The sequence below is a fragment of the Xanthomonas sp. NCPPB 4467 genome (genome assembly GCF_041475665.2).
Classification (GTDB): Bacteria; Pseudomonadota; Gammaproteobacteria; order Xanthomonadales; family Xanthomonadaceae; genus Xanthomonas; species Xanthomonas dyei.
Map to the genome: position 1 here is coordinate 693915 of NZ_CM191260.1, position 25884 is coordinate 719798.

The window sequence follows — 25884 nt, forward strand, 5'->3', positions numbered from 1 at the left end:
CATGTTCGGAAACAAGTCCAACCGTGGTGCGCAGACCGTGGTCGATACCTTGATCGGGCCGCAGGTGGTGATCCGCGGCGACCTGACCTTCAGCGGTGGCCTTTATGTGGAAGGCCGCATCCTGGGCAAGGTGATTGCCGAAGACGGCGCCAGCGCGATCCTGACCGTGGCCGAGCAGGGCAGCATCGAGGGCGAAGTGCGTGCGCCGGTGGTGATCATCAATGGTCAGCTGACCGGCGACGTGCATGCGGCCGAGCGGGTCGAGCTGGCCGCCAATGCGCGGGTACAGGGCAACGTGCACTATCAAGTGGTGGAAATGAGCGCCGGTGCGCAGCTCACCGGGCGGTTGATCCATGCCGCCACGGCGGGTGCGACCGCCACACTGCCGGCCCCGGAAGGCAGCCGTACCGAGCCGGTCAAGGCCCTGCGGGCCGAAACCGCCGAGGCCTGAGCGGGCACGCGGCTGAAGCGCGGGCGCCTTGCGGGCACGATCAACTTGAAGTGGGGCCGCTTGGCCCCCATGCTGACGCCATGAGTACGCTCGTTTCGCTTCCCACTGCCGCCCCGGCCCCGGACTACCAGTCCATCGACCGGCCGCTGAACTTTTCTGGAGCTGCCGCCGCCAAGGTGCGCGAGCTGATCCAGGAAGAGGGCAACGCCGAGCTGGCGTTGCGCGTGTATATCCAGGGAGGCGGGTGTTCCGGCTTCCAGTACGGTTTCGAGTTCGACGAGAACCGCGCCGAAGACGATCTGGCCGTGGCCACCGATGGGGTGACGCTGTTGGTCGACCCGCTGAGCTTGCAATACCTGATGGGCGCCGAGGTGGATTACACCGAAAGCCTGACCGGTGCGCAGTTCGTGATCCGTAACCCTAATGCCAAGACCACTTGCGGGTGCGGTAGCAGCTTCAGCGTCTGAGCCTGCTCGGTGGGCTTCGGTTGCGCTGTCGTGATCGTTTGATGGGGGCATTGGCTGCGCTGACGGGTGTCGTGCAGCACGGGCCAGCCGACGTGGCCTGATCGAGCGCAGCGCGCGAGCATCGCTGCGATGATCGATACAGATGGCGCAAACGCGCTGCGATAGGCCCCCGCTGCGTGGGCAGCGCACCAGCATCGTCGACTGGTTGTCATCTTCAGCGGCCCTGCCATGAGTGTCAGCCCACTACGCGCGCCTGCACCGTGTCGATCGTCATGCACTGCTGGTTGCGGGTGTCGCCAATTATCGGCAGGCTTGCGCCGATGCCAGAATCTACTTTTCCGTTGTCCGGTTTTGCCTTCACCCACGCGCCGCTCGATCGTGGCGATGCGTTGCGTGACGATCCCGCTGCGTTGGCGCACCTGTGGCCGCAAGGCAACGTGCTGCTGATCGATGCCAAGGGCACCGCGCTGGCCGATGCGCAGGGGCAACCGTTGCTGCTGCAGGGCTCCGCGCTTGCCGATGGGCCGGAGGCGGCAATCTTTCTGGGCGTGCGCGATGGCCAAGGCTGGTTCTGCCTGTCGGCCGACCCGCTGGACATCAAGGCGCCACAGCGCGTCGATCTGCGCCAGGCCGCGGCCGAGTGGCCGGTGGAGATCGCCACCGCGGTGTCGTATGCGCGGGCCATGCTGCACTGGCAATCGCGCACGCGCTTTTGCGGCGTTTGCGGCGGGGCGATCGTGTTGCGCCGTGCCGGCTTCATCGCGCAGTGCACGCAGTGCCAGACCGAGCACTATCCGCGCGTGGACCCGGCGATCATTGTCGCGGTCAGCGACGGGCAACGTTTGCTGTTGGGCCGCCAGGCCAGCTGGGCGCCGCGGCGTTATTCGGTGATCGCCGGATTCGTGGAGCCGGGCGAGTCGCTGGAACAGACGGTGGCGCGCGAGGTGCACGAAGAGACCCGGGTGCGGATCGCGCACTGCAGCTATGCCGGCGCGCAGCCGTGGCCATTCCCGGGTGCGCTGATGCTGGGCTTTACTGCGCATGCGGCGGCGAGCGAAGTGCCGCAGGTGACCGGTGAGCTGGAAGACGCGCGCTGGGTGAGTCATGCCGAGGTCGGCGCCGCGCTGGCCGGGCAAGGCGGCGAGGAAGGGATTGGGCTGCCGCCTGCCATTTCGATTGCGCGCGCGCTGATCGAGCAGTGGTATCGCACGCATGGCTGAGGGCGCCGACTGCAAGTGCTCGCAGCTGGCAAGTGCGCTTGCGCCCCTTTCCGGTAAGCACTGTATCGGCACGCGAAACGCGTTACAGGGCGGTTGTGCCCGCTCGGCTAGACTCGGCTGAAGAGGGATACCCATGTTCACCACCCTGGTTGCCGTCGTCGTCGCACTCACGCTGGGCCATCTGGTGCCGGCGCAGGTGGCCAGGCTGCGGCGTTTTGAATGGTTTGGTCATTGGCTGCGCCGGCTGGACAGTTATGCCGCCGGACGTGGCGCCTGGCAGGGCCGCTATGGGGTGCTGCTGGCGCTATTTCCGGCCCTGTTTAAAGTGCTCGTGCTGCAGTGGCTGCTGGACGATGTCTGGCACGGGTTCCTGTCGCTGCTGTTCGGCGTGGCGGTGCTGGCCTGGACCTGGGGGCCGCGCGATCTGGATCGCGATGTCGAGGCGGTGATCGATGCCGACGAACCGAGCGCGCGGCGCGATGCGATCTCGCAGTTGCAGGCCGCCGGCGGCAGCGTGCACGAGGATGCGCCGTCGCTGGTCGAGGCGGTGGTGGTCAATGGCCTGCGGCGCTGGTTTGCGGTGCTGTGGTGGTTTCTGTTGCTGGGGCCATTCGGCGCGGTGTTGTATCGCCTGACGGCGCTGGCGGTGGAAAGCCCGCTGGCGGTGCTGCTGCCGCCGCGCAATCTTGCCGGCGCGCGCTGGCTGCTGGCGGTGCTGGAATGGCCGGTAGCGCAGCTGATCACGGTGTCGATGGCATTGGTCGGCAACTTCGACACGGTGTTCCGCGCGTGGCGGCAAGCGCATGGCAACCGCTGGTCGCTGGAGCCGCATTTTCTCGGTGCCGTCGCGCGTGCCAGTGTCAGTGCCGAGCTGCGCGAAGAAGCGCACGACTACACCGATTCGGGCCTGGTGCCGATCTGGCGCCGGCTGCCGGAAGTGCGCGATGCAATGAGCCTGGTGTGGCGCGTGCTGCTGCTGTGGATGGTGGTGCTGGCGTTGCTGGTGATTGCGGGTTGGGTGCGGTGATACTGGGCAATGCGGATGCTTGGGCATGCCTTTAAGGTGCAATTTTGGGTAGAAATGACATCTTCGAACGTGGCTTTGTCGCTTGACGTCTAATTTCATCAGCCGACCTGTGGTCACGCGGCGGCCAGTTGCTCATTACTGAGGCTAGCTACTTATAGATTTTTTGAGGTGAGTTTGGATTGAGCGATCGTTAAGCCTCATTGCTTCTTTTTGAATGCAGAAACGATAAGCATGGAGGCGGATCCCAATGTGCAAAACATTCCGCAAGTCATTGAAGACGGTGGCAGATTCGCCACGCCGGATAGAGGGTCAGTGAAGGAATAGAGAAAGCTGATTAAAGGCCAGGACAACACCAGGTCCATCAGTATCATTCCGACGCATGCAAAGACCACTCCCATGTTTCTGCTTTTGCTCGAAGGGTCATTCGCCATTCTGACGGCAAGATAATTCACAGCTCCGGTTACGAAGAAGAACAGGACGATAATTCCTATCCCAATCACTTGGAATTCAATACCGACCCTGAAGTCCATGCTGGCCTTGTAAGTTGCGGATATGAATTCGGTGAAATCGTTGGATTTCTTACGCTACGGAATGTTTGCTGTTTCCTAACCCGGCGCCAGCAGCGTAAACGGGTACCACGGCAGATTTCGCGCAATCCAGTATGTGGGGAGTGCCCATAACCAGAATTTCGGTTCGGACATCACGCTCACCACCGGTGCGAACCAGCGCGCGCGCCAGCCGGCTTTCCAGGCGATCAGGCCGGGCAGGGTGAACAGGCCGAGCACGGCGGCCGGATTCATGGCGAAGGCGCCAGGAAGATCGAAATGTACCAGCGCATACAACGCGCGGGTCATGCCGCAACCGGGGCAGTAGCAGCCGGTGACGGCGCTAAAAATGCAGGGCGGGAACGGGCTGTTGCTCGCGTTCGGATCGAAGCGATAGAGCAGCGATACGCCAAAGGCGGCCACGCTGGTGGCTGCCCCCAGTCCAAGCCAATGGCGTGGACGCAGTTCCATTACTGCATGTGCTGCAGCTGCTGCATGTAATCCATGTAGCCCTGCATGCCGCCGGTGGCGACCATGCCGATATTGATCAGCAAGCCGATCGCGGCCAGCACGCTGGTCACGATGCACCAGGTCTTGGCGGTGTTGGAGGCGCGACGCGCGCCGTCGATATCGCCCTGGTTGAGCAGGCCGTTGACCTTGCTGGAGAACACGATCGCCACGATGCCGCTGATCAGGGCCGGGCAGCACAGGCAGAAGCCGAGCACGGTGGAGACGATCGCCCAGATCAGGTGATTGGGCACCGGGCCGGGGGCCGCGCTGGACGAGGGATGGATCGGCGGTGGGATGGCACTCATGGTGAAGCTCCTTGGGTGGTAAACGACAACAAACGGATCGGGTGCATGGGGAGGGTGATGACGGTCGCAGCGCGACGGATGGCAGCGTGCGTCGTGCCCGCAGGGCCGCGGTGCAGTACTGCAACCGCAGGTCGCCGACAGGCGCGACGGCTGCCGGTTGCGGCAGATGCCTCAGACACGAGATTGCGCACGACGACGTCCCCCGGTACGACCTGCCGCGCCCGCTTGGCGAACGCGGCGCCAAAGCGTGCAGTGGCGCACAGGCTACTCGCGGTGCGCGACGGACGCAAAGCCCGCACCAAGGCTGCTCACGGTTGGTGCTGGCGCAGTGCGCGGACCTGCTGTTCGAGCAATGCGGCGCTGGCCCGGTCGCCGGCAACGACGGGGCCGGCGACCACTTCGATCTGCGCCCGCATCCGGCGCGGCACGCGCATGCGACCCAGGCGGGTATCGCGGCGGCTCCACATGCTCGACCACATGCCACGCAGCGCCATCGGAATCACCGGCACGGTGCGGCGCTCCAGAATCTTTTCGACACCGGACTTGAACGCGGCAATCTCACCGTCCTTGGTCAACGCACCCTCCGGGAAGATGCACACCAGCTCGCCATCGGCCAGCGCGGCATCGATGCGGTCGAACGCCTGCTGCATCAGCGCAGGGTCTTCGCGCGCGCCGGCGATCGGAATGGCCTTGGCGGTGCGGAAGATCCAGCGCATCACCGGGATGCGGAAGATCTTGTAGTACATGACAAAACGCACCGGGCGCGGAATTACCGCCGACAGGATCAGCGCGTCCATGTAGCTGACGTGGTTGCACACCAGCAAGGCGGCGCCATCGTCGGGCACGTGGGTGTCGATGTCGCGTGCGCGCAGCCGGTACAACACGCTCACCAGCACCCAGCTGAGAAAGCGCATTAGGAACTCGGGCACCAGGGTGAAGATCCACAGCGCCACCAGCGTGTTGGCGATGGCCAGCGCCAGAAACATCTGCGGAATGCTCAGCCCCGGCATCGGAATGCGCATGCCGAACAGCACCACCTGCTGCAGTTGCAGCGCAATGCCGATGACGGCGGCGGCCACGATGAAGAGCGAATTCTGGATGTTGAGCCCGGCGATGACGCGCGAGAGTTCGGCCTTGGGCGTGCGGCTCTGGATCAGCGCGAACAACGGCACCACGAACAGACCGGTGAACAGGCCGATGCCGACCAGGTCGATGATCAGCCGCACGCTGCCGGCCTGCCGCACGAACTGGCCGATCGACAGATCGCTCACCGGCGCGGCACCGGGGCGGGTGAAATACAGGTCCAGCAGGAACGCGCTGATGCCGAACGCACCCAGCGGCACCAGGCCGATTTCCACCGTGCGCCCGGACAGTCGTTCGCACAGCAGCGAGCCCACGCCGGTGCCGATCGAAAACAGCGCCAGCGCAAACACGTACAGGTCTTGCTGGCCGCCGAGATTGAGCTGCGCGTAGGTGGGCAACTGCGCGGTGAGCACGGTGCCGACGAACCAGAACCACGACACGCCCAGCACCGAGTTGCGCACGGCCGGTGTGCGCCGGGTCAGGCGCATGATGGCGCGCGATTCGGGGATGGGGTTCCAGTTGATCTTCAGCTCCGGCGCGCCGGCATCGACCTTGGGCACCAGCCGCGCCACCAGGTTGCCGGTGACGGCGATGGCGATCACCGCGGTGGCTGCGGCGACCGGGCCATGGCTGCCGGCGATCTGGAAGATCAGCCCGCCGAAGATCATGCCGCACAGGATCGAGATCGAGGTGCCCATCTCGACCAGGCCGTTGCCGCCGGTGAGTTCTTCGGGTTTGAGCACCGAGGGCAGGATCGAATACTTCACCGGCCCGAACAGCGTGGATTGCAGGCCGGTGCAGAACAGCGCGATCAGCAGGATCACCATGTTCTCGGTGATGAAGCCCACCGCGGCCAGCGACATGATGGCGATCTCCATCGTGGTGGTGATCACGATGAGCTTCTGCTTCTCCATTTTTTCGGCGATCTGGCCGGCCAGCGCGGAGAACAGGAAGTACGGCAGGATGAACAGCGCCGGCGCCAGATTGGTGTAGAGCGTGCGCTGCGCCGCATCGATGCCGAGATAAAACAGCAAGCCGATGATGGCCTGCCGATAGACGTTGTCGTTGAACGCGCCCAGCGCCTGGACAGCGAAGAACGGCAAGAAGCGGCGCTGCCTGAGCAGGGCGAACTGACTGTGACCGGACATGCAGTTTCCTTTGCGAACGCGCGCAGCCTAGCAGGCTTCTACGGTGCTGGTGGAGGGCCGGTGCGCTTAGCGCGACCGGCCAGTCGATGGTGCACGCTGCGCCGCCTGGTCACGCAGCAGCGCCACGAACGCGCGTGCGGCCGGGGTGGGGTCCGGCCGCCACACCGCGTAGGTCAAAAAGCGGAAGCGCTCCTTGAGCGCGACCGTCGCCACCTCGCGCATGGCGCTGGCCATGGTGTGCGGCACGATGCCCACGCCCAGGTCGGCGGCGACCAGTTCGCGCATCAGGTCGGCGTGGGTGACTTCGTATTGCTGGCGCTGCCGTAGCCCGGCCTGCTCGAAGGCCGCATCGATGATGCCGCGTACCCCGGCACCGGGGATCAGCCCGGCCATCGGTTCGTCCTCCAGCTCGGCCAGGGCCACCCGCTTGCGCGCGGCAAAGCGATGGCCGGGGGCGACGATCAAGGCGAGCGATTCTTCGTGCAGGAGCAGGCGCTGCTCCGGTACCGCGACCTGCGGGCCGACGCCGACCAGGGCCACATCCAGCCGGCCTTCGCCCAGATCGTGCAGCAAGGCCTCGCTCATGGCGGTGCGCAGATGCACGTCTACCCGCGCATGTGCGGTGCGGAACTGGCGCAGGAGCTGCGGCACCTGCACCGTGCTCAGCGAGGAGATCTGCCCCAGCGTGAGCCGGCCGCGCACGGTGCCCAGTGCCTGGGCCATTTCTTCGTGCAGGCGTTCGGCCGCGCGCAGGGTTTCGCGGGCGTTGTGTAGGAAGACTTCGCCGGCCGCGGTGGGGCGTACCCGGCGGGTGCCGCGCTCGAACAGCCGCGCGCCAAGCGTCTCTTCGATCTTGGCCACCTGATGGCTGAGCGCCGATTGCACCGTGTTGCAGCGGCGTGCGGCCGCGGTGAAGCCGCCTTCGTCGGCTACGGCCACGGCAAATTCCAGCTGGCGCAGGGTGAGCATGCGATCTCGAAACAAGATGGACACAGTGAAAACAATACATTGGAAAGATGCATTGCCGCCGCCCACACTGCTTCCATTCCTTCCACAGGCCTCTGCCATGACCGTCGACCCCGCCGCCCATCCGCCCTTGCCGCGCCGCCTGGTGCTGTTGATGGCCGCCGCTACCGGGTTGGCGGTGGCAAGCAACTACTACGCCCAGCCGCTGCTGGAAACGCTGGCGCAGACCTTCGGCATCCAGGTGCGCAGCGCCGGGGCGGTGGTGACCGCGGCGCAGCTGGCGTACGCGGCCGGCGTGCTGTTGCTGGTGCCATTGGGCGATCGGCTGGAGCGGCGCAGCCTGATCGTGGGCCTGTTCGTGCTCAGCGCACTGGGCCTGCTGATCAGTGCCAGCTCGCACAGCTTTGCGATGTTGCTGGTCGGCACCATTGTCACTGGCGCCAGTTCGGTGGCGGCGCAGATCCTGGTGCCATTCGCGGCCACGCTGGCGGCACCGCACGAGCGGGGCCGGGTGATCGGCACAGTGATGAGCGGCTTGCTGCTGGGCATCCTGCTGGCGCGCACCGCCGCCGGGCTGCTGGCCGGCGTGGGCGGCTGGCACACGGTGTACTGGATTGCTGCCGGCTTGCTGCTGATCACCGCCGCGCTGCTATGGCGCGGGCTGCCGCGGCATCCGGGTAATGCGCAGTTGTCGTATCCGCAGTTGGTGGGGTCGGTGGTGACGCTGCTGCGCGACGATGCGGTGCTGCGCGCGCGCTCGGTGCTGGGTGGGTTGATCTTTGCCGGCTTCAGCATGTTCTGGACCACGCTGGCGTTTCTGTTGTCCGGTCCGAATTATGGTTATGGCACCGCGGTGATCGGGCTGTTTGGCTTGATCGGTGCGGCCGGTGCGTTGGCGGCCAATCGTTCCGGGCATTGGTCCGACCACGGCCACGGCGACCGCGTGAGTTGGGGTGGGCTGCTGATGTTGCTGGTGTCGTGGGGGCTGCTGGCGTTTGCGCCGCACTCGATGGCGTTGCTGATCGTGGGCGTGCTGCTGCTGGATATCGCAGTGCAGGGCGTGCACATCGCCAATCAGAGCGTGATCTATCAACGCAATCCGCAGGCGCGCAACCGCATCACCTCGGCCTACATCACCTGCTACTTCATCGGCGGCGCGCTGGGGTCGACCTTGAGCACGGCGGCCTACGCGCAGGCCGGCTGGAGCGGTGTGGTGATCGGCGGTGCGCTGCTGGCGGTGGCGGCATTGGGCTGGGTGGGCTGGAGCGTGTCGCGCAACACCTGGAAGTAGCAGCGGCTAACACAACGACTGCGCCCACCGTCAGGCGGGCGTCGCCGGGGCTCGGTGCGGTAGGTACCACCCGTAGATTCCGGTTCTGCGTGCGTCGTCCGCACGCACCTGACGGCGGCTCGCGACGGTGTGTTAGCCGCTCCACGCGCTGCCGACACGCGGTGAGGCGTCCCCGCACGCTGCACGGATGCGCGCATCTGAAGCGCTTGGCTTTTGCGGTGTTGCGCACAAGTGTTGCGCCAACGCCGCCGGGCTGCGCGGCGTGGTCGATGACCGGCCGCAGCCCGCACTGTCCTCAAGCGCCGCTAGTGTTTGCTTACCGCCAGACGCGCCGCACCCTCGGCTGGCGCATCGGTCACCGCCACCGCAGCGGCGCGCAGCTTGGGCAGCAGGCGCAAGGTGAGTGCGAGTTGGTCGCGCACCAGACGCTGCTTGGGCGGCAACTGCACGGCGTGCTGTTCCAGCGCATCGGCCATGGCCAACTCTTCGGTTTCGTCATGCGCCGGCAGTGGCTGGCGTTGGCTCAATGCGGTAGCGATGTCGCCAAGCGCGCGCTGCAGATAGTCGCCGGCCCGGGCGATGGTGGGGTCGTGTTCGCTATCGAGCGCGGCGCGGTGCGCGCCTAGCGCCGACAGGTAGCCCAGCAAGGTGTTGGACAGCGCCAGGAAGCGGAAACCCGCATCCAGATTGCGTCGAAAGCGGCCCGGCTCGCGCAGCATGTTGGACAGTGCCACCGACAACGCCGCATCGGCGTTGTGCATGTCGCGGCGTGCGATACGGTAGGGCAGATCGTCGCGCATGCCGCTCGCATATTGCTCCAGCACCTGGGTGAGATAGCGCGCGCAGCTGGCCAGCACCGTGGCCATCACCTGGTTGAGGCGACGGCCCTGCCAGTCGGGCAGGATCAGGAACGAGGCCGCCGCGGCGATGACGCAGCCGATCACGGTGTCGATCAGGCGCGGCCAGATCAACACGAAACCATCGCCGAGCAGGTTGAAGCAGAACAGCGCCATGACCGTGATGCCGGCGGTGGCCAGCATGTAGCGATCGGTGCGGGTAATGAAGAACACCAGCGCGGCGACCAAGGCCAGCAGCAGCTGCACCTCGGTGCCGGGGAATAGCTGCATCAGTGCCCAGGTGGCGACCAGGCCGATCAAGGTGCCGGCGATACGCTGCACCAGCCGCAGGCGGGTGGCACCGTAGTTGGGCCGGCACACGAACGCGGTGGTGAGCAGGATCCAGTAGCCGTTATCGGCATGGATGGATTGCATCACCGCATAGCCGGCCACCAGCGCGATGGCCATGCGCAGGCCATGCCGGAACAGCACCGAGCCGGGCGTGAGTTGCTGGCCGAGCCGCGCGGCCATTTCGCGCAAGGTGTGCGGCGAGGAATCGCGCAGGCGGGTGTCGAGGTTGTCGCTGGTGGAATCGGATTGCGCCGCTTCGGAGAGCTTGCGTTCGATGGTCTGCAGATTGGTGACCAGCAGTTCCAGCGCGCCGAGCAGGCGGGCCAGTGCGGGGTCGGCGCGCGCATGCAGATAATGCAGCGACTGGCGCAGGTCTTCGGTGGCCAGGCGACTGTTGTCGCCATAGTCGAACGGCTGCCGCAGCCGGATCGCCTCGCCCAACGCAGCGCAGGCCTTGCCCTGCAGTGCGAGCAGGCGCTGGCAGCGGTACAGCACATCGCTGTGGAAGAACGCATCGGTCAGCGCTTCGTAGGGATAGTGCGACGAACTGGCGCGTTCGTGGAATTCCTGCGCCATGTAATACAGCCGGAAATACAGGCCCGATTGCACGCCCGGCCGCCCCGAGCGCCCGAAGCGGCTGATGATCGCGGTCTTGGCGGCATTGAGTGCGCCGACGACCTTGGCGTTCTGTTCGGCCAGCGCCAGCCGGCGCGCATGCAGGTCGCTTTGCCGTACCGGTTCGAACAGGTCGGCCTTGCGCTTGAGATAGAGGCCCAGCTCGAAGAACAAGCGCGACAGCCGCTCGCGTACCGGGCGATTGGCGAACAGGATGGTCCACAGGATCGACAGCACGCCGTACCAGGTGGCGCCGATCAACAGCAACGCCGCGCCATGCCAGGCCACCAGCGGATCGTGGCTGCCGTGCTGGTCCATGCCGATCATGGCGTAGATCGACAACGCCACCGTGGCCTGCGCGATGGAGGCGTAGCGCTCGCCCAGTGCGCCCAGCAAGGTCAGCGAAAAGGTGGCCACCGCCATGCCGATCACGAACGCCAGCGGGTACGCAAACAGTAGCGTCACTGCCGCCGCCGCTGCGGCAAAACACTGCAAGGAGAGCAGCACCGACTTGATGCGGCCCAGCCAGTTATCGTCGGTCTCGGCGATGGCGCTGGCAATCGCGCCCAGGAACAACGCCGGTACCGCCGTGAGTTGCTGCCAGTACCAGCACACGCCCATGGCGACCGCCAGCGCGATGAACACACGTAGGCCGTAACTGGCCTTTTCATGGGCCCACAGGCGGCTGAGGCGGGATTCGAAAGAAGTGGTGGCCACGGTCTCTGATGGGCAAGCGTGCCCGGGCATTATTGCCGCAGGCACGCGCCACCGGTGTGGAGAACGGCTAGTTCTTTGTCAGTAGCCGGCATGTGTGCGGACTGGAGCGGAGTGCGCGATTGCGCCGCCGCCCCCGCTGCACGGCCGTCTACCGCGCTTGGCGACCTTGCAACCTGTGGTTGCGAGTTTGAACACCGCCTTGTCGGCGACCACCAGCGAGCTGTTGCTCTGTTCGGCCGACAACCAGCGGATGTCCATGCTTGCCCCCATCCGCCCTTCGGGCACCTTCCCCCGCCGGCGGGGGAAGGACGCGGCTTAGCCCTGCGCCTGCCGCTCGCGGGCGATCGCACGCCAGCCGATATCGCTGCGCTGGAAGGCATTGGGCCAGTGGATCGGCTGCAGGCCGGCATACGCGGTGCGCTGCGCATCCAGCACGCTGTCGCCCAATGCGGCAACGCACAGCACGCGGCCACCGGCGCTGATCACCTGCCCTGCGGCATTCAATGCGGTGCCGGCATGGAAGACCTTGGCGCTGGCCGGTACCTGGTCCAGGCCGGTGATGACCTCGCCGGTGACCGGGGTTTCCGGATAGGGCTTGGCGGCGATCACCACACCCAGCGCGGGGCGCGGGTCCCACTGCGCCTGCGCGGTGGCGAGTTCGCCATCGATGGCCGCTTCGAGCAGCTCCACCAGATCCGACTGCAGCCGCAGCATCACCGGTTGGGTTTCCGGGTCGCCGAAGCGCACGTTGAATTCGATCACCTTCGGCGCGCCGTGCGCGTCGATCATCAGCCCGGCATACAGAAAGCCGGTGAACGGTACGCCGTCGGCGATCATGCCCTGCACGGTCGGCTCGACCACTTCGCGCATCACCCGCGCATGCACCTCGGGCGTCACCACCGGGGCCGGCGAGTACGCGCCCATGCCGCCGGTGTTGGGGCCGGTGTCGCCATCGCCGACGCGCTTGTGGTCCTGGCTGGTAGCCATCGGCAAGGCGTGGGTGCCGTCGACCATGGAGATGAAGCTGGCCTCTTCGCCATCGAGGAATTCTTCGATCACCACGCGCGCGCCGGCATCGCCGAACGCATTGCCCGAGAGCATGTCGCGCACCGCGTCTTCGGCCTCGCTCAGCGTCATCGCCACGATCACGCCCTTGCCGGCGGCCAGACCATCGGCCTTGACCACGATCGGCGCGCCTTTCTCGCGCACGTAGGCGAGTGCGGCGTCCACCTCGGTATGCACGGCGTAGTACGCGGTGGGGATGCCGTGGCGGGCCAGGAAATCCTTGGCGAAGGCCTTGCTGCCTTCCAGCTGCGCGGCCTTGGCGGTGGGCCCGAAGATGCGCAAGCCAGCGGCGTGGAAGCGGTCGACCACGCCGAGTACCAACGGCACTTCCGGGCCGACCACGGTGAGCGCGACGGCTTCGCGCTGCGCCAGTGCGAGCAGGCCATCGAGGTCGTCGACCTTGATCGCGACATTGCGGCACTTGGCCTCGGTGGCGGTGCCGGCATTGCCTGGCGCCACAAGCACCTCGCTCACGCGCGCCGATTGCGCGATCTTCCAGGCCAGGGCGTGTTCGCGGCCGCCGGAGCCGATGACAAGGATTTTCAAGAGAGCTGCTCGCTAGGACGGGGGAAAGGGCGCGCTACTTGCAGCCTTCGCGCTGCAGAGCGTTGGGGAAGGGGTAGGTCCAGGTCTTGGGGTCGAGTGCGAATACATGCGTGGTGTCCAGCGTCTGCCCGCAATCGCTGCCGTGTTCGTGGATGCGCAGCGGCCAGATGCGTGCCTGTGCGTTGCTGCTGTCCACGTCCAGGGTGAAGTCCACATCGAACGCTTCGGCCATGCATTGCGCCTGGGTTTGATCCGGCTCGCGGGCGTCGTCGTCGCAGGCCAGCGCGCCGCTGTTGTCGATATGCGCGCGCAGCGAGCCGGCGCCGACCAGCCCCTTGGGGCCGGGCACCACCAGATCCTGCGATTCCAGCATCAGGCCCTGGCCCATCCAGAAACTGTGCACGATGAAACCGTAAAAATCGCTGCCCAGCCGCAGCACGTCCACGCTGCCGGGATTGCCATCGCTGCCGAAGGTGTCGGACAGTTTTTCGGCCACCACCTTGAACGTGTCGCCGTCGCTGCGCAGCACGAAGAAGTCGATCAGCCCGGGATTGCCGTGGCCGCCATCGCTGAGGCTGTGGCACACCGCCAGCAGCTGCTGTACCTGCTCGCCGACCACCACCGGCTGCTCGGCGCAGACCTGGCTGTCGGCCTTGAAGCCATCGGCCTCGCCGCTCCATTGCGTAGCCAGGCCGGCCTTGACGCCATAGCGCGTGCGCAAAAACCCGTCCAGGCGCTCGGTGCGGCTCAGCTGCGTGGTGGTGGCCGCAGCAGGCGTGGGCGCTGCGGCGGCGGGCGCCGCTGCAGGCGCGGGATCCTGCTTGCATCCACCGAGCAAGCCGGCAGCAGCCACCAGGGCGGCGAGAGCGCGTAATCGGTCCATGGACCTGTCCTTGTCGTTCGGCTCAGTGACGGAAATGGCGTACGCCGGTAAACACCATTGCGATGCCGTGTTCGTCGGCGGCAGCGATCACTTCGCCATCGCGCATCGAACCGCCCGGCTGGATCACCGCCTTGATGCCGGCAGCCGCGGCGGCGTCGATGCCGTCGCGGAACGGAAAGAACGCATCCGATGCCATCACCGAGCCGGCCACTTCCAGCTTGGCTTCCTCGGCCTTGAGCGCGGCGATCTTGGCGCTGACCACGCGGCTCATCTGCCCGGCGCCCACACCAATGGTGCGGCTGTCCTTGGCATAGACAATCGCGTTGGATTTGACGTACTTGGCCACGCGCCAGGCGAACAGCAGATCGCCCAGCTCCGCATCGCTGGGCGCGCGCTGGGTGACCACGCTCAATTCACCCAGCGACATGCCGCGGTTGTCGGCCGACTGCATCAGCAGGCCAGAGCCGATCCGCTTGGTATCGTAGTTGTTGAGGCCGGCGCCGTGCGGAATCTTGAGCACGCGCACATTGGCCTTTTTGGTGGCGTATTCGAGCGCGCCGGCCTCGTAGTCGGGGGCGATCAGCACCTCGACGAACTGGCGATCCAAAATGGCCTTGGCGGTCGCCGCATCCAGGGTCTTGTTGAAGGCCAGGATGCCGCCGAACGCGCTGGTCGGGTCGGTAGCGTAGGCCAGCTCATAGGCATCGCCGCAGGCCACGCCTACGGCCACGCCGCAGGGGTTGGCGTGCTTGACGATCACGCAAGCCGGCGCATCGAACTGACGCACGCATTCCCACGCCGCATCGGCATCGGCCAGGTTGTTGTAGCTCAGCTCCTTGCCCTGCAACTGCTGGAAGGTGGCCAAGGTGCCCGGCACCGGATACAGATCGCGGTAAAACGCACCGGACTGGTGCGGGTTTTCGCCGTAGCGCAGGTCCATGACCTTGATGAAGTTGGAATTGATCTGCGCCGGGAACGGGCTGCGTGTGGGGATGTTGTCCGCACTGTCGGCCACTGCCGACAGATAGTTGCTGATCGCCGCGTCGTATTGCGCCACGCGGTTGAACGCAGCCACCGACAGCGCAAAGCGCTTGGCGGCCGACAGCTGGCCGTCGTTGGCCTCCAGCTCGGCGAGCAGCTCGGCGTATTGCGCCGGGTCGGAGGCCACCGCCACGCGGGCGAAATTCTTGGCTGCGCTGCGCAGCATCGCCGGCCCGCCGATGTCGATGTTTTCCACCGCGTCGGCCAGTGTGCAATCGGCCTTGGCGGTGACCGACTCGAACGGATACAGGTTGAGCACCAGTAGATCGATCGGCGCGATGCCGTGTTCGGCCATCACCGCCTCATCGATGCCGGCGCGGCCGAGCAGGCCGCCATGCACCAGCGGATGCAGGGTCTTGACGCGGCCGTCCATCATTTCCGGGAAACCGGTCAGGTCGGCGACGTCCTTGACCGGCAGGCCGGCGTCGCGGATCGCCTTGGCGGTGCCGCCGGTGGACAGCAGCTCGACCTTGCGCGCCACCAGCGCGCGGGCCAGGTCGACCAGGCCGGTCTTGTCGGAAACGGAGAGCAGGGCCCGGCGCACGGGCAGGAAATCGGAGGCCATGAGTGAGGGAACAGTCGTTGCGGGGCAGCCGATATTGTAGGCTGCGCCAGCGCTCGAATGGACTCAACCACTGGTATGGCCTCGATCTATGCTCTGAAAGGACGCTTCCAGGACCTGCTGCGGCCCATGGTCGGCGCGCTGTACCGCCGCGGCATCAGCGCCAACCAGGTGACGCTCATCGCCGCAGCGGTGTCGGTGATGGTGGCCGCGGTGGTCTACCGCGCCGGCGCCAGCTGGCCGCTGCTGTATCTGTTGCTGCCGCTGTGGATGCTGCTGCGCATGGCGCTCAATGCAGTGGATGGCATGTTGGCGCGCGAGTTCGGCCAGCAGTCGCGCCTGGGCGCCTACCTCAACGAGCTGTGCGATGTGGTGGCCGATGCGGCGCTGTACTTGAGTCTGCTCGGCGTGCCCGGCGTGGGCGCGCACTGGCTATGGATCTTTGCGCTGCTGGCTGCGCTGACCGAATACACCGGCGTGCTCGGGCTGATGGTCGGTGCCAGTCGCCGTTACGACGGGCCGATGGGCAAGAGCGACCGCGCCTTCGTGATCGGCGTGGTGGGGGTCGGCCTGGCCTGCGGGCTGCTGGGCGCGCGCGGCGTCACCTGGGTCGCCATTGCCTTGAGTCTTGCCTGCAGTGCCACGGTGTGGCGGCGGGTGCGCGCCGGGCTGGCCGAGGCAGCGGCGCGCTGACCGACATCGCGACGCGCCGTGCGCTGCCGCGTCTCATTGGCGCTGCACGGCCTTCACTTTTTCTCACTGATTTCAGGATGATCCGATGCGTGATGTCGTAGAGCGCGAATTCGCCAGTTTCGACGGTGCGCAGCTGTTTTATCGGCACTGGCCGGCGCAGCTGGCAGGTGCTGCACCCAAGGCGGTGGTGCTGCTGCATCGCGGGCATGAGCACTCCGGCCGGGTGATGCATCTGGCCGAAGAATTGAATCTGCCCGATGCGCAATTCTTTGCCTGGGACGCGCGCGGCAATGGCCGCTCGCCGGGCGTGCGCGGCGATGCAACGGGCTTCGATGCACTGGTGCGCGATCTGGACAGCTTCATCGCGCATCTGGGCACCACGCACGGCATCGCGGTGCAGGACATCGCGGTGATCGCGCAGAGCGTGGGCGCGGTGGTTGCGGCCACCTGGGTGCACGATTACGCCCCGCCGCTGCGCGCGTTGGTGCTGGCCTCGCCGGCGTTCAAGGTCAAGTTGTACGTGCCGTTCGCACGGGCCGGGCTGGCGCTGATGCATGCGTTGCGCGGCAATTTCTTCGTCAACAGCTACGTCAAGCCGCAGTGGCTCACCCACGATGCGCAACGCGTGGAAAGCTACCGCACCGACCCGCTGATCACCCGTCCGATCTCGGTGCGCGTGCTGCTGGGTCTGTATGCAGCAGCCGACCGTGTGGTGGCCGATGCGCAGGCGATCACCGTGCCGACGCAACTGCTGGTGTCCGGCTCGGACTTTGTGGTGCATCGCGGCCCGCAGGATCGGTTTTACGAGAACCTGCGCTCGCCGATCAAGCAGCGGCATTGGCTGCCCGGTTTCTTCCACGACACCCTGGGCGAGCGCGACCGCGCGCTGGCCATCGCGCCCATTCGCAGCTTTATCGAAGCGCGTTTCGCACAGCCGCCAGTGCGTGCGGACTTGCGCGATGCGCATCGCGCCGGACCCAGCTTCGAAGAAGCCGAACGGCTGGCCTGGCCGCCGCAACGCAACAGCCTGCAGGACCTGCGCTGGCGCGGCGTGCGTGCCGGGTTGCGTCTGGGCGGCACGTTGTCCGAGGGCATTGCCTTGGGCCTGCAGACCGGCTTCGATTCCGGTAGCACGCTGGATTACATCTACCGTAACCAGGCGCGTGGACGTGGCCCGCTGGGGCGCATGATCGACCGCAATTATCTCGATGCGATCGGCTGGCGTGGCATCCGCATCCGTGGCGCGCATCTGGGCGAACTGCTGCGCGATGCGGCAGGCCGCTTGCGCCAGGCCGGCCTGCCGGTGCGCGTGCTCGATGTGGCCGCGGGCCATGGCCGTTACGTGCTGGAAGCACTGGGCAGCGGTACGCAACGTGCCGATGCCATCGTGCTGCGCGATTTCAGCCCGCTCAACATCACCCAGGGCGGTGCGCTGATTGGCACGCTCGGCGCCGGCGACATTGCCCGCTTCGAACAAGGCGATGCGTTCGACCCGGCCGCCTTGGCCGCGGTGCAGCCGGCGCCCACCCTGGCGGTGGTGTCGGGGTTGTACGAACTGTTTGCCGACAACGACCAGGTGGCGCGCTCGCTGGCCGGCCTGGCCGCTGCGGTGCTGCCAGGCGGCTATCTGCTCTACACCGGCCAGCCGTGGCATCCGCAGCTGGAATTCATCGCGCGCGCGCTCACCAGTCACCGCGATGGCGTGGCCTGGGTGATGCGCCGACGCAGCCAGCAGGAGATGGATGCGCTGGTGGAGGCGGCAGGCTTTCGCAAGGTGGCGCAGCGGATCGATGCATTCGGCATCTTCACCGTATCGATGGCGCAGCGGATCGACGCATGACGCACGGCGCGCGTCCGAGCGGTCGTGCCGCGCTGTGGTTGGCGCTCCTGGGGCCGTTTTTCTTCCTCAGTTATGGCCTGGCCAATACGCTGGCCGGGCGTGCGGTACAGGTGCCGTCGGTGGTGTTCGGCTGGGAACACGGTATGCCGTTCTGGCCGTGGACCATCGTGCCGTATTGGACGATCGATCTGTTCTACGCCGCCTCGTTCTTCGTCTGCCGGACCCGCCGCGAACTGGATACGCATGCGCTGCGTTTGCTCAGCGCGCAAGTGCTGTGCGTGGCCTGTTTTGTGCTGTGGCCGTTGCGGTATAGCTTCGTGCGCCCGGACACGGACGGTGTGTTCGGCTGGTTGTTCGCCGTGCTGCTGGGCTTCGATAAGCCGTTCAATCAGGCGCCGTCGCTGCACATCGTGTTGCTGGTGGTGCTGTGGGTGCGTTACGCGCAGCATCTGTCCGGTGTGTGGCGCTGGCTGTTGCACGGTTGGTTCGGCTTGATCGGCGTGTCGGTGTTGACCACCTATCAACACCATTTTCTGGATATTCCCACCGGCCTTGCCGCGGGTTGGCTGTGCGTGTGGCTGTGGCCGGAGCGGATCGCCGCACCGTTTGCGCAGGCGCACCTGGCGCGCGATCCGCGGCGTTGGCGTTTGGCCGCGTTGTACCTGGTCGGTGCAGTCGCCAGCGCCGTGGCGGCGGTGTACATCGGCGGCGTCGGGTTGTGGATGCTGTGGGTGAGCCTGTCGCTGGGCCTAGTCGCGCTGAACTATGCACTGCTTGGTGCGCTCGGCTTTCAGAAACGCGCCGATGGTGGCTTGAGCCTGGCCGCGCGTTGGTTGTATGCGCCGTATCTGCTGGCGGCCTGGTGCAACTCGCGGCGATGGACGCGCCGCGACCCGCTGCCGCGCGTGGTCTGCGATGGCGTGTGGCTGGGCCGCATTCCGCTGCCCGGCCAGCGCGCTGCATTCGCCGTAGTGGTGGACGTCAGTGCGGAGTTGTCCTTGTACGCAGCGTGTGCGCACGACCGCACGCTGCCGATGCTGGATCTGGTGGCGCCCACGCCCGCGCAGCTACGCGCCGCCGCCGACGCGATCGAGGCCGCGCGCGTGCATGGCCCGCTGCTGGTGTGCTGCGCACTGGGCTACTCGCGCAGCGCCGCCAGCGTTGCGACCTGGTTGGTGCGCAGTGGCCGCAGTAACGATGTGGACGCGGCCATCGCGCAACTGCGTACCGCGCGCGCTTCGATCGTGCTGGGCGCACAGCATCGCGCTGCCATTGTGGCGGCGTGCACGGGTCAGCTAGAGAACGACGGCGTGGCCATGCGGAGCCTCCAATGAATACCTCCCCGATGACCTTGGCAGCCATGCGCGCGGTGTTGCGCCAGGGCGCGGCACTGGACCGGTTCTCGTTGCTGCTGCTGGCCGCCGCGATTGCCTTGCTGGGTGTTGCCGAAGCGCCGCCATCGATACAACTGAGCTTTGCGCTCAGTGCAGCGGCCGGGCTGATGCAACGCTATTGGGCATTCCGCGTCGGCCTGGATGTCGACCTGCTGGAAGCCGTGATCGCGCAGATCGCACGCGGCAACGACGAGACACAGGCTGCGCAACAACTCGACACGGCCCTGCATGCCATCGGCCTGCGCGCGACGCTGCCGCCCACCCGCGATTGGTCGGCGCGCTGGAGCGGCATGCGCCGCTTGCTGCGCTGGCAACTGGTGAGCGTGGCGGCGCAGTTGCTGTGGATGGTCGCAGCACTGGCACTGCGGGTGTTCGGATGAGCAACGCGCACGCCTCCGGTCAGCCCGAACCGATGCAGGCCACCGCGGCGCAGTTGGCGCTGTGGCAGCGCTTGCAGGCGTATCGTTTCGGCAGCGATGCCGATGCGTTGCCGGCGTTCGTGCGGCGTGTCGCCAAGCAGGCCCACTGCAGCGTGGCGCAGGCGCAGCTGGCGGTGGACGAATACCGACGGTTCTGTTTTCTGGCCTGCAGCGACACCCACGATGTCACGCCCAGCCCCTTGGTCGATCAGGTCTGGCACACCCATCTCACCGACACCCGCGAGTACTGGCAGCAGTTCTGCCCGCAGGTGTTGCAGACCACGCTGCATCATCAGCCCGGACGTGGCGACAGCGATGACGCTGCGCGTTTCCAGACGCAGTATTGGCAGACCCTGGAGCGGTACAGCACGCACTTCGGCGCGCCGCCGACGCAGGTCTGGCCACCGCCGCAGCCTGCAGCCACGCCGGCGCAGCAGCACGATGCCGAAGCCAGCTTGCGCGCCCTGCGCGGCGAGCCGATGCGCGCGCGGCGCGGTGCCGGCCTCGGCACGCTGCTGGTGTGGGCCGTGGCGACGCTGGTGATTGGCGTGGTTGCCGGCAACGGGGAGGCTGCCTCGCCGCTGCACTGGCGCGGCAGCAGTTTTCTGGCGGTGTTTGTGGTGGGCATCGGCCTGGCCTGGTCGGCTTCGGCGTGGTTGCGCCGCCAGTTGCGCAGCATCGGACGCACCTCGCCGGTGCACGCGGTCGATACGATGGAACTGGCCTGCCTGAGCGGTGGCGCCGGGCGTGTGGCCGATCTGCTGTTTGCCCGCTTGCTGGCCTGCGATGCGGTGCATCTGCAGCGCGATGAAGATGCGCAGGCGCGCAAGTGGCTGCATTGCGACCCCACCGTTGCAGTGCCGGCGGCGCTGCAACCGGCACTGCAGTGCGTGCGCGATGGAGAGGATCCGGTGCTGGCATGGCAGACGCTACGCACGCTGGCCGCACCGGTGCAGCAGCGGCTGATCGACAAGGGCTTGCTGCTGGATCGGCGTATGGCGCTGCTGGTGCGCGGGATAAGCGCCGTGCCGGTGGCCGCACTGTGGACCCTGGGCGCGTGCAAGCTGGTGATCGGGCTGCAAGGGGGGTATCCGGTGGGCTATCTGCTGGCGTTGATGGTGCTGGTCAGCATGGTGCTGCTGGGGTTTTTACTGGTGCCGGTGCGCCGCAGCGGGGCCGGCGACGCTCGCCTGCGCGAGCGCAGGTCGAAAGTCCGGCCCGATGCGGCGCGCACTGGCAACGACCCCGGCGAAGCGGTGGCGTTGTACGGCACCGTCGCCTTGGTTGGCACGCCCTGGGTGAGCTACCACACGCTGCGCGCGCCAACGACCAGCACCACCGACAGCAGCGGCAGCAGTTGCGGCGGTGGCGGCGATAGTGGGGGAGACGGTGGCGGTGGATGTGGTGGTTGCGGTGGAGGAGGCGACTGATGCAACGCAAGCAGACCCTGTTGCAACGACGCCAGCGCTGGGCACGCGCCTTGCGCGGACGCGGCGCCACACCCAATGGCGTGTCGTGGGCCGGCATCGCCTTCGCCGCGCTGGCCGCGGTGATGTTCTACATCGCCTTGAGCGCACCGGCGCGCGAAGGCGCCGCCCCCCTGCTGCTGGCCTTGCTCGGCCTGCAGGGGCGGCTGTGGTGCAACCGCCTGGATGGCGTGCTGGCGCGACAGGCGCGGCTGGTGTCGCGCGCCGGCGAGGTCTACAACGATGCGCCGGACCGGCTGTCGGATGTGCTGGTCTGCGTCGGGCTGGGCTACGGCTTGCAGGCCAGCGTGCCGTGGGCCGCGCAACTGGGCTGGGCGGCGGCAGTGTGCTGTGTGGCCACCGCCTACGTGCGCATGCTCGGCCTGGCCTGTGGCACCGCCGAGCCACGGCAGGGGCCGATGGCGCGCGTGCAGCGCATGCACTGGTTGTCGCTGATGACCGTGCTGGCGATGCCGCTGCAGTGGATGGGCCAGCCGCGCAGCGCGGCCTGGGTGTTGATCGGCGCGCTGGCGGTGTTGATCGCCGGTGCGGTGCTGACGGTGGTGCTGCGGCTGCGCATGATCGTGCGCACATTGGAGTGGACATGATTGCCCGTTTGATCGCGCGCGCCTGCAGCGGCGCCATCCGTACCTTGACCGGCGCGCGCGCCTTGTGGCGCGGCTGTGCACCGTCCAATGAGCGCCGCGTGTATTACGGCAACCACGCCAGCCATGGCGATTTCGTGCTGATCTGGTCCTCGTTGCCGGCCAGCCTGCGCCACGAAGTGCGCCCGGTGGCCGCGGCCGATTACTGGCAACGCACCGCGTTGCGGCGCTATCTGATCCATGCGGTGTTCAATGGCGTGCTGGTCGAACGCAACCCGGCGCAACGCACCCGCGACCCGATCCAATGCCTGTGCGACGCGGTGGATGCCGGCGATTCGCTGATCCTGTTTCCCGAAGGCACGCGTAACCCGGACGAAGGCCTGCTGCCGTTCAAGAGCGGGCTGTATCACCTGGCGCGGCAACGCCCGGAACTGGAGTTCGTGCCGGTGTGGATCGACAACCTCAAACGCGTGATGCCCAAGGGCAAGTGGTTGCCGCTGCCGTTGTTGTGCACCACCACGTTTGGCGCACCGTTGCGGCTGGATGCCGATGAAGACAAGGACGCGTTCCTGGCGCGCGCACGCGCGGCGCTGCTGGCGTTGTCGCCGGACCAACTGGAGGCGCGCGCATGAATCCGTATGCCTTCAGCGGGCAGTTGCAGCAGTCCTCGATGCATCAGCAGACGCTGTGGTTATTCAGCGGTATCGCACTGGTGCTGATCATCGCCACGCTGATTTCCGAAACGCTGCGTTGGCGTGCGCGCGAACGCCCGAGCGCGGTGCTGGACAACCTGGTGGCGCGGATCCGTGCGTGGTGGGTCATGGCGGGGGTGGTCGGCATCGCGTTCGTGTTCGGGCGCGCCGGTGTCATCGGCTTGTTCGCACTGGTGTCGTTGTTCGCGCTGCGCGAGTTCATCACCCTGACACCGACGCGGCGCGGCGATTACTACGCGTTGTTGGCCGCGTTCTACATCGTGCTGCCGTGGCAATACGGGCTGGTGTGGACCGGCTGGTACGGCATGTACACGCTGCTGATTCCGGTCTACGCATTCTTGGTGTTGCCGATCCTGGCCACCATCGGCGGCGATACCACGCGCTATCTGGAACGCACTGCCAAGGTGCAGTGGGGCTTGATGATCAGCGTGTTCTGTATCTCGCACGTGCCCGCATTGCTGAATCTGGAAATCCCCGGATATGCCGGGCGCAATCTGTTGTTGATCGCGTTCCTGGTGATCGTGGTGCAGTCGTCGGACGTGTTGCAGTACGTCTGGGGCAAGTTGGCCGGCCGCCATCTGATCGCGCCGAAATTGTCGCCGTCCAAAACGGTGGAAGGCTTCATTGGCGGCGTGCTGTCGGCCAGCCTGCTCGGCATGGCGCTGTGGTGGATCACCCCGTTCGCGCCGTGGCACGCGTTCGCGCTGGCGCTGGTGGCCAATCTGATGGGGTTCTTTGGCGGCCTGGTGATGTCGGCGATCAAACGCGATCGCGGCATCAAGGACTGGGGCCACATGATCGAAGGCCACGGCGGCGTGCTGGATCGGCTGGACTCGGTGTGCTTTGCCGCACCGGTGTTCTTCCATCTGATCCGCTACGGCTGGGCATAACGCTGCCCAAAGACATGGCTCATGTCGCAGGTCAGCGACGCTGCACCGTTCTTGCGATTCCCCAATCCCGATTGCCGATCTACGTCAGCCCGTACTCTTTCAGCTTCTTGCGCAAGGTAGCCCGGTGGATGCCCAGCATCGCCGCGGCGCGGCTCTGGTTGCCTTCGCAGTGATTGAGCACTTCGACGAACAACGGGATCTCCATTTCGCGCAGCACGATTTCGTACACATCGTCCGCGTCGCTGCCGTCCAGATCGCGTAGGTAACGGCGAACGGACTGGGCCACGTGTTCGCGCAGCGGCGACTTCGGGGCGCCACGACTGGTGTCAGGACGAGAGGGGGCTGCGTTCAAAGAAAGTTCCCAGTGTCACGAGGCCGGGGCGCGGGCCGGCGAGGGGGAGTGAGTCTAGCGCGTGACCTCACCGCTCGCCACGCCCACGTGGCTATCGGACGAGGTTGTGTCCGCTTAGCGGAAGTCGAAACTGAAGGCAGCGGTACTGGCAGCCGGTTCGCGTACCCGAAACGCCACCTGCACGGCCTGACCCGGCGCCAGCGTGTCGTGCTCGGCTGGCGCCTGGCCCAGATACTCCTGCGGCGACAGCACCCGGGTGCCGATCACCCGCCCATCGGCATCGGACAGCGACAGCTGCAACCAGGGCCAGGCCTGCGCCCAGGGCGCATCGTTGCGGAAGCTGGCCTGGATCTGCAGCACGCCGGACACGCCCGGCAGCGGGCGCACATCGCGATTGAGCAGGGTCAGCGCGGCCGGTTCGCGCCACGCCGGCAGCGTGCAGCGCACCACCGCACAGGCGCTGGCCACCAGCGGCCGCCAGCGTGCGTCGCCGGCCAGATGCGCACGGTCGGCGATGACGATCTGCAGACCCAGCAACCCGGCCAGCCCGAACAACAGCGCCCACTGCCGCCCGCTGGCGCGCAGCCGCGGGCGGCTGAGCCCGCGGCGCGCGAAGGCAGGCGCTGCCACCGCGGGCACGGGCAAGGGATGCAATTGCGCGGCGTGGGCGCGCGCCTCGCTGGCGGCGGTGTGGCGCTGCGCGTGGGCTGCGATGTCGGTAGCGGACGTGGCGTTGCCGCCGGTATCGAGCGCCTCACTGTCCTGCCGGTCTGCGGCGTCGCGTTCGATGTCTGATGCGGTGTTGGCAGCGGACGCGTATGACGCCTCGTCTGCCGCCTGCCGCTCCACCGGCAGCTGCGGCGCCTCGCGTTCATCGGGCGCGGTTTCCTGCAGCTCTGCGTCGTCTGCAGCAGCTCTGCCATGTTCGCTGGTCAGTGGCGTCGTCTGCGGCAGCGCGGCGTGCGGTGCGACCACGACCGGCGCGCTCGGTGCAGCGACCTCGGGCGCAGACGGCGCCGGCACCGGGTGCAGCACGGGCGCAGCTGGCGTTTCAGCCGCGGGCATCGGCACTACCGGCTCTGCAGGCGCGGTAGCCGGCAGCACCGGCGCTTGAATCAACGTCGGTGCAGGCGGCGTGGCCCGCAGAAAGGTGGCAAGGGGGCGGCGCGGTGGCGGAGTCTCTGACATCGGCAGGCGTGCAGCGGGAAGACCGCTATTCAACCACGTGCGCAGCGATGGGCGAATGTCCGGACGGGGAAGTGCGACGCGTACTCACTGGCGCAGCGCCTTGGCAACGATGCGGCGACGTTACCGAGGACTAGATCCACGGAAGTGGCCGTACGCCCAAGCGAAGCGCCAACACCACCGCAGCTCACGTCACAGCGCAGCAAACCCGCTGTTGCGATTCCCGATTCCCCACTCCCGATTCCCAGCCTCACCGCCTGCGCCGCGTCTTGCCCTCGGCCAGCAACAGATCCAGCAACCCGCTGCGCTGACGCGGTGCCAGGGTGTCGAAGCGGGCCAGCAGTACGCGTTGCTGGTCGTCCAGGCGGCGGTACTGGGCCGGTTCCTCGGCAATGGCCGACACCGGCGGGCCGAACACGCGCTCGCCACGGCCGGTGGCCAGGTATTCGAACGCCATGCCGCTGCGCTTGGCCAGGCCGATCAGGTTCTCCACCGACGGGGCGGTGCCTTCGGCCATTTCCCACTGCGCCACCGCGCTGCGGGTAACGCCCAACTCGCCGGCCAGAGCTTCCTGGGTCAGCTTGGTGAAGCTGCGGGCTTCGCGTACTCGTTCGTACAGCTTGCTCACACGGCACCGGATGGGAGGCAGGCAGGGCCGGGAGATATAGCCCTAGCAGCGCTTGGAGATAGTTCGTATG

25 protein-coding genes and 1 other RNA gene are annotated in these 25884 nt (G+C 66.8%); 14 read left to right on the plus strand and 12 right to left on the minus strand.

The window, feature by feature from the left end; all coding sequences use genetic code 11:
• Position 1 precedes the first annotated feature (1 nt).
• The 4 genes from ACCQ06_RS03000 (at position 2) to ACCQ06_RS03015 (ending at position 3165) form a co-directional block, all read left to right on the plus strand.
• A complete protein-coding gene (locus ACCQ06_RS03000; RefSeq protein ID WP_228322942.1) occupies positions 2-451 on the plus strand; it encodes a bactofilin family protein in 450 nt (149 codons plus the stop codon).
• A gap of 80 nt (positions 452-531) precedes the next feature.
• Positions 532-918, plus strand: coding sequence for an iron-sulfur cluster insertion protein ErpA (erpA, locus tag ACCQ06_RS03005; RefSeq protein WP_055853212.1), 387 nt, complete (start codon positions 532-534; stop codon positions 916-918).
• A gap of 320 nt (positions 919-1238) precedes the next feature.
• Positions 1239-2138 (plus strand): NAD(+) diphosphatase, encoded by a 900-nt coding sequence (gene nudC, locus ACCQ06_RS03010; protein ID WP_316690097.1) that lies wholly within the window; start codon positions 1239-1241, stop codon positions 2136-2138.
• A gap of 133 nt (positions 2139-2271) precedes the next feature.
• Complete coding sequence (locus ACCQ06_RS03015; protein ID WP_316690098.1) at positions 2272-3165, plus strand: cobalamin biosynthesis protein; 894 nt, start codon at positions 2272-2274, stop codon at positions 3163-3165.
• A gap of 197 nt (positions 3166-3362) precedes the next feature.
• On the opposite strand, the gene ACCQ06_RS03020 is transcribed toward ACCQ06_RS03015, so the two are convergent.
• From ACCQ06_RS03020 to ACCQ06_RS03040, 5 genes are all read right to left on the minus strand, one after another.
• A complete protein-coding gene (locus tag ACCQ06_RS03020) occupies positions 3363-3695 on the minus strand; it encodes a hypothetical protein (protein WP_316690099.1) in 333 nt (110 codons plus the stop codon).
• A gap of 75 nt (positions 3696-3770) precedes the next feature.
• The gene (locus tag ACCQ06_RS03025) at positions 3771-4181 is read right to left on the minus strand and encodes a DUF2752 domain-containing protein (RefSeq protein WP_316690100.1); all 411 of its coding nucleotides are present in this window, start codon (positions 4179-4181) and stop codon (positions 3771-3773) included.
• A complete protein-coding gene (locus ACCQ06_RS03030) occupies positions 4181-4525 on the minus strand; it encodes a CD225/dispanin family protein (protein ID WP_039408067.1) in 345 nt (114 codons plus the stop codon). Before ACCQ06_RS03030 ends, ACCQ06_RS03025 begins: the two co-directional genes overlap by 1 nt.
• A gap of 308 nt (positions 4526-4833) precedes the next feature.
• Positions 4834-6756, minus strand: coding sequence for an MFS transporter (locus tag ACCQ06_RS03035; RefSeq protein ID WP_316690101.1), 1923 nt, complete (start codon positions 6754-6756; stop codon positions 4834-4836).
• Positions 6757-6822: 66 nt separating this feature from the next.
• Positions 6823-7725 (minus strand): LysR family transcriptional regulator, encoded by a 903-nt coding sequence (locus ACCQ06_RS03040; RefSeq protein ID WP_316690102.1) that lies wholly within the window; start codon positions 7723-7725, stop codon positions 6823-6825.
• Between the two features lie 97 nt (positions 7726-7822).
• On the opposite strand from ACCQ06_RS03040, the gene ACCQ06_RS03045 reads away from it, so the two are divergent.
• Both ACCQ06_RS03045 and ACCQ06_RS03050 read left to right on the plus strand, forming a co-directional pair.
• Complete coding sequence (locus tag ACCQ06_RS03045) at positions 7823-9013, plus strand: MFS transporter (protein ID WP_316690103.1); 1191 nt, start codon at positions 7823-7825, stop codon at positions 9011-9013.
• Between the two features lie 61 nt (positions 9014-9074).
• Positions 9075-9151, plus strand: a non-coding RNA gene (locus ACCQ06_RS03050) — sX9 sRNA.
• Positions 9152-9318: 167 nt separating this feature from the next.
• On the opposite strand, the gene yccS is transcribed toward ACCQ06_RS03050, so the two are convergent.
• From yccS to purH, 4 genes are all read right to left on the minus strand, one after another.
• Positions 9319-11532 carry a YccS family putative transporter gene (gene yccS / locus ACCQ06_RS03055; RefSeq protein ID WP_316690104.1) on the minus strand — a complete coding sequence of 738 codons (2214 nt, stop codon included), beginning with the start codon at positions 11530-11532 and terminating at the stop codon, positions 9319-9321.
• 315 nt (positions 11533-11847) lie between these two features.
• Positions 11848-13143 (minus strand): phosphoribosylamine--glycine ligase, encoded by a 1296-nt coding sequence (purD, locus tag ACCQ06_RS03060; RefSeq protein ID WP_228322950.1) that lies wholly within the window; start codon positions 13141-13143, stop codon positions 11848-11850.
• A 34-nt stretch (positions 13144-13177) separates the two neighbouring features.
• The gene (locus tag ACCQ06_RS03065) at positions 13178-14026 is read right to left on the minus strand and encodes a hypothetical protein (protein WP_228322951.1); all 849 of its coding nucleotides are present in this window, start codon (positions 14024-14026) and stop codon (positions 13178-13180) included.
• A 22-nt stretch (positions 14027-14048) separates the two neighbouring features.
• On the minus strand, positions 14049-15632 hold the full coding sequence (gene purH, locus ACCQ06_RS03070; RefSeq protein WP_316690105.1) for a bifunctional phosphoribosylaminoimidazolecarboxamide formyltransferase/IMP cyclohydrolase: 1584 nt from the start codon (positions 15630-15632) through the stop codon (positions 14049-14051).
• Positions 15633-15707: 75 nt separating this feature from the next.
• Here purH and ACCQ06_RS03075 point away from each other — a divergent pair, with 75 nt between their 5' ends.
• From ACCQ06_RS03075 to ACCQ06_RS03110, 8 genes are all read left to right on the plus strand, one after another.
• Positions 15708-16322, plus strand: coding sequence for a CDP-alcohol phosphatidyltransferase family protein (locus ACCQ06_RS03075; RefSeq protein ID WP_228322953.1), 615 nt, complete (start codon positions 15708-15710; stop codon positions 16320-16322).
• An 85-nt stretch (positions 16323-16407) separates the two neighbouring features.
• Positions 16408-18162, plus strand: a complete 1755-nt coding sequence (locus tag ACCQ06_RS03080) for a bifunctional alpha/beta hydrolase/class I SAM-dependent methyltransferase (protein WP_316690106.1) — start codon at positions 16408-16410, stop codon at positions 18160-18162.
• Entirely contained in the window at positions 18159-19496 is a 1338-nt protein-coding gene (locus tag ACCQ06_RS03085; protein WP_316690107.1) for a phosphatase PAP2/dual specificity phosphatase family protein, read from the plus strand. Before ACCQ06_RS03080 ends, ACCQ06_RS03085 begins: the two co-directional genes overlap by 4 nt.
• Positions 19493-19936, plus strand: a complete 444-nt coding sequence (locus tag ACCQ06_RS03090) for a hypothetical protein (RefSeq protein WP_316690108.1) — start codon at positions 19493-19495, stop codon at positions 19934-19936. The genes ACCQ06_RS03085 and ACCQ06_RS03090 overlap by 4 nt, the downstream gene beginning before the upstream one ends.
• Positions 19933-21405 carry a TIGR04222 domain-containing membrane protein gene (locus tag ACCQ06_RS03095; protein WP_316690109.1) on the plus strand — a complete coding sequence of 491 codons (1473 nt, stop codon included), beginning with the start codon at positions 19933-19935 and terminating at the stop codon, positions 21403-21405. Before ACCQ06_RS03090 ends, ACCQ06_RS03095 begins: the two co-directional genes overlap by 4 nt.
• Positions 21405-22049, plus strand: coding sequence for a CDP-alcohol phosphatidyltransferase family protein (locus tag ACCQ06_RS03100; protein ID WP_228322958.1), 645 nt, complete (start codon positions 21405-21407; stop codon positions 22047-22049). The genes ACCQ06_RS03095 and ACCQ06_RS03100 overlap by 1 nt, the downstream gene beginning before the upstream one ends.
• Positions 22046-22678 carry a lysophospholipid acyltransferase family protein gene (locus ACCQ06_RS03105; protein ID WP_228322959.1) on the plus strand — a complete coding sequence of 211 codons (633 nt, stop codon included), beginning with the start codon at positions 22046-22048 and terminating at the stop codon, positions 22676-22678. The genes ACCQ06_RS03100 and ACCQ06_RS03105 overlap by 4 nt, the downstream gene beginning before the upstream one ends.
• Complete coding sequence (locus ACCQ06_RS03110; protein ID WP_316690110.1) at positions 22675-23649, plus strand: phosphatidate cytidylyltransferase; 975 nt, start codon at positions 22675-22677, stop codon at positions 23647-23649. The genes ACCQ06_RS03105 and ACCQ06_RS03110 overlap by 4 nt, the downstream gene beginning before the upstream one ends.
• Before the next feature lie 79 nt (positions 23650-23728).
• On the opposite strand, the gene fis is transcribed toward ACCQ06_RS03110, so the two are convergent.
• The 3 genes from fis to ACCQ06_RS03125 all read right to left on the minus strand — a co-directional run bounded on the left by fis (position 23729) and on the right by ACCQ06_RS03125 (position 25814).
• Entirely contained in the window at positions 23729-24001 is a 273-nt protein-coding gene (gene fis, locus ACCQ06_RS03115; RefSeq protein ID WP_002804983.1) for a DNA-binding transcriptional regulator Fis, read from the minus strand.
• A 114-nt stretch (positions 24002-24115) separates the two neighbouring features.
• Positions 24116-25189 (minus strand): DUF3426 domain-containing protein, encoded by a 1074-nt coding sequence (locus tag ACCQ06_RS03120; RefSeq protein ID WP_316690117.1) that lies wholly within the window; start codon positions 25187-25189, stop codon positions 24116-24118.
• Between the two features lie 247 nt (positions 25190-25436).
• Positions 25437-25814 carry a helix-turn-helix transcriptional regulator gene (locus ACCQ06_RS03125; RefSeq protein WP_005997552.1) on the minus strand — a complete coding sequence of 126 codons (378 nt, stop codon included), beginning with the start codon at positions 25812-25814 and terminating at the stop codon, positions 25437-25439.
• Positions 25815-25884: the final 70 nt, after the last annotated feature.

What these genes read in the sequence shown, in the direction of transcription:
- ACCQ06_RS03090 (WP_316690108.1), top strand. Translation starts at nt 19,493, where the DNA reads ATGAATACCTCCCCGATGACCTTGGCAGCCATGCGCGCGGTGTTGCGC.
- ACCQ06_RS03015 (WP_316690098.1), top strand. Translation starts at nt 2,272, where the DNA reads ATGTTCACCACCCTGGTTGCCGTCGTCGTCGCACTCACGCTGGGCCAT.
- ACCQ06_RS03085 (WP_316690107.1), top strand. Translation starts at nt 18,159, where the DNA reads ATGACGCACGGCGCGCGTCCGAGCGGTCGTGCCGCGCTGTGGTTGGCG.
- erpA (WP_055853212.1), top strand. Translation starts at nt 532, where the DNA reads ATGAGTACGCTCGTTTCGCTTCCCACTGCCGCCCCGGCCCCGGACTAC.
- ACCQ06_RS03040 (WP_316690102.1), bottom strand. Translation starts at nt 7,725, where the DNA reads ATGCTCACCCTGCGCCAGCTGGAATTTGCCGTGGCCGTAGCCGACGAA.
- ACCQ06_RS03035 (WP_316690101.1), bottom strand. Translation starts at nt 6,756, where the DNA reads ATGTCCGGTCACAGTCAGTTCGCCCTGCTCAGGCAGCGCCGCTTCTTG.
- ACCQ06_RS03095 (WP_316690109.1), top strand. Translation starts at nt 19,933, where the DNA reads ATGAGCAACGCGCACGCCTCCGGTCAGCCCGAACCGATGCAGGCCACC.
- nudC (WP_316690097.1), top strand. Translation starts at nt 1,239, where the DNA reads ATGCCAGAATCTACTTTTCCGTTGTCCGGTTTTGCCTTCACCCACGCG.
- purH (WP_316690105.1), bottom strand. Translation starts at nt 15,632, where the DNA reads ATGGCCTCCGATTTCCTGCCCGTGCGCCGGGCCCTGCTCTCCGTTTCC.
- ACCQ06_RS03045 (WP_316690103.1), top strand. Translation starts at nt 7,823, where the DNA reads ATGACCGTCGACCCCGCCGCCCATCCGCCCTTGCCGCGCCGCCTGGTG.
- ACCQ06_RS03120 (WP_316690117.1), bottom strand. Translation starts at nt 25,189, where the DNA reads ATGTCAGAGACTCCGCCACCGCGCCGCCCCCTTGCCACCTTTCTGCGG.
- ACCQ06_RS03020 (WP_316690099.1), bottom strand. Translation starts at nt 3,695, where the DNA reads ATGGACTTCAGGGTCGGTATTGAATTCCAAGTGATTGGGATAGGAATT.
- ACCQ06_RS03080 (WP_316690106.1), top strand. Translation starts at nt 16,408, where the DNA reads ATGCGTGATGTCGTAGAGCGCGAATTCGCCAGTTTCGACGGTGCGCAG.
- ACCQ06_RS03105 (WP_228322959.1), top strand. Translation starts at nt 22,046, where the DNA reads ATGATTGCCCGTTTGATCGCGCGCGCCTGCAGCGGCGCCATCCGTACC.
- ACCQ06_RS03025 (WP_316690100.1), bottom strand. Translation starts at nt 4,181, where the DNA reads ATGGAACTGCGTCCACGCCATTGGCTTGGACTGGGGGCAGCCACCAGC.
- ACCQ06_RS03075 (WP_228322953.1), top strand. Translation starts at nt 15,708, where the DNA reads ATGGCCTCGATCTATGCTCTGAAAGGACGCTTCCAGGACCTGCTGCGG.
- ACCQ06_RS03100 (WP_228322958.1), top strand. Translation starts at nt 21,405, where the DNA reads ATGCAACGCAAGCAGACCCTGTTGCAACGACGCCAGCGCTGGGCACGC.
- ACCQ06_RS03000 (WP_228322942.1), top strand. Translation starts at nt 2, where the DNA reads ATGTTCGGAAACAAGTCCAACCGTGGTGCGCAGACCGTGGTCGATACC.
- ACCQ06_RS03110 (WP_316690110.1), top strand. Translation starts at nt 22,675, where the DNA reads ATGAATCCGTATGCCTTCAGCGGGCAGTTGCAGCAGTCCTCGATGCAT.
- ACCQ06_RS03065 (WP_228322951.1), bottom strand. Translation starts at nt 14,026, where the DNA reads ATGGACCGATTACGCGCTCTCGCCGCCCTGGTGGCTGCTGCCGGCTTG.
- ACCQ06_RS03030 (WP_039408067.1), bottom strand. Translation starts at nt 4,525, where the DNA reads ATGAGTGCCATCCCACCGCCGATCCATCCCTCGTCCAGCGCGGCCCCC.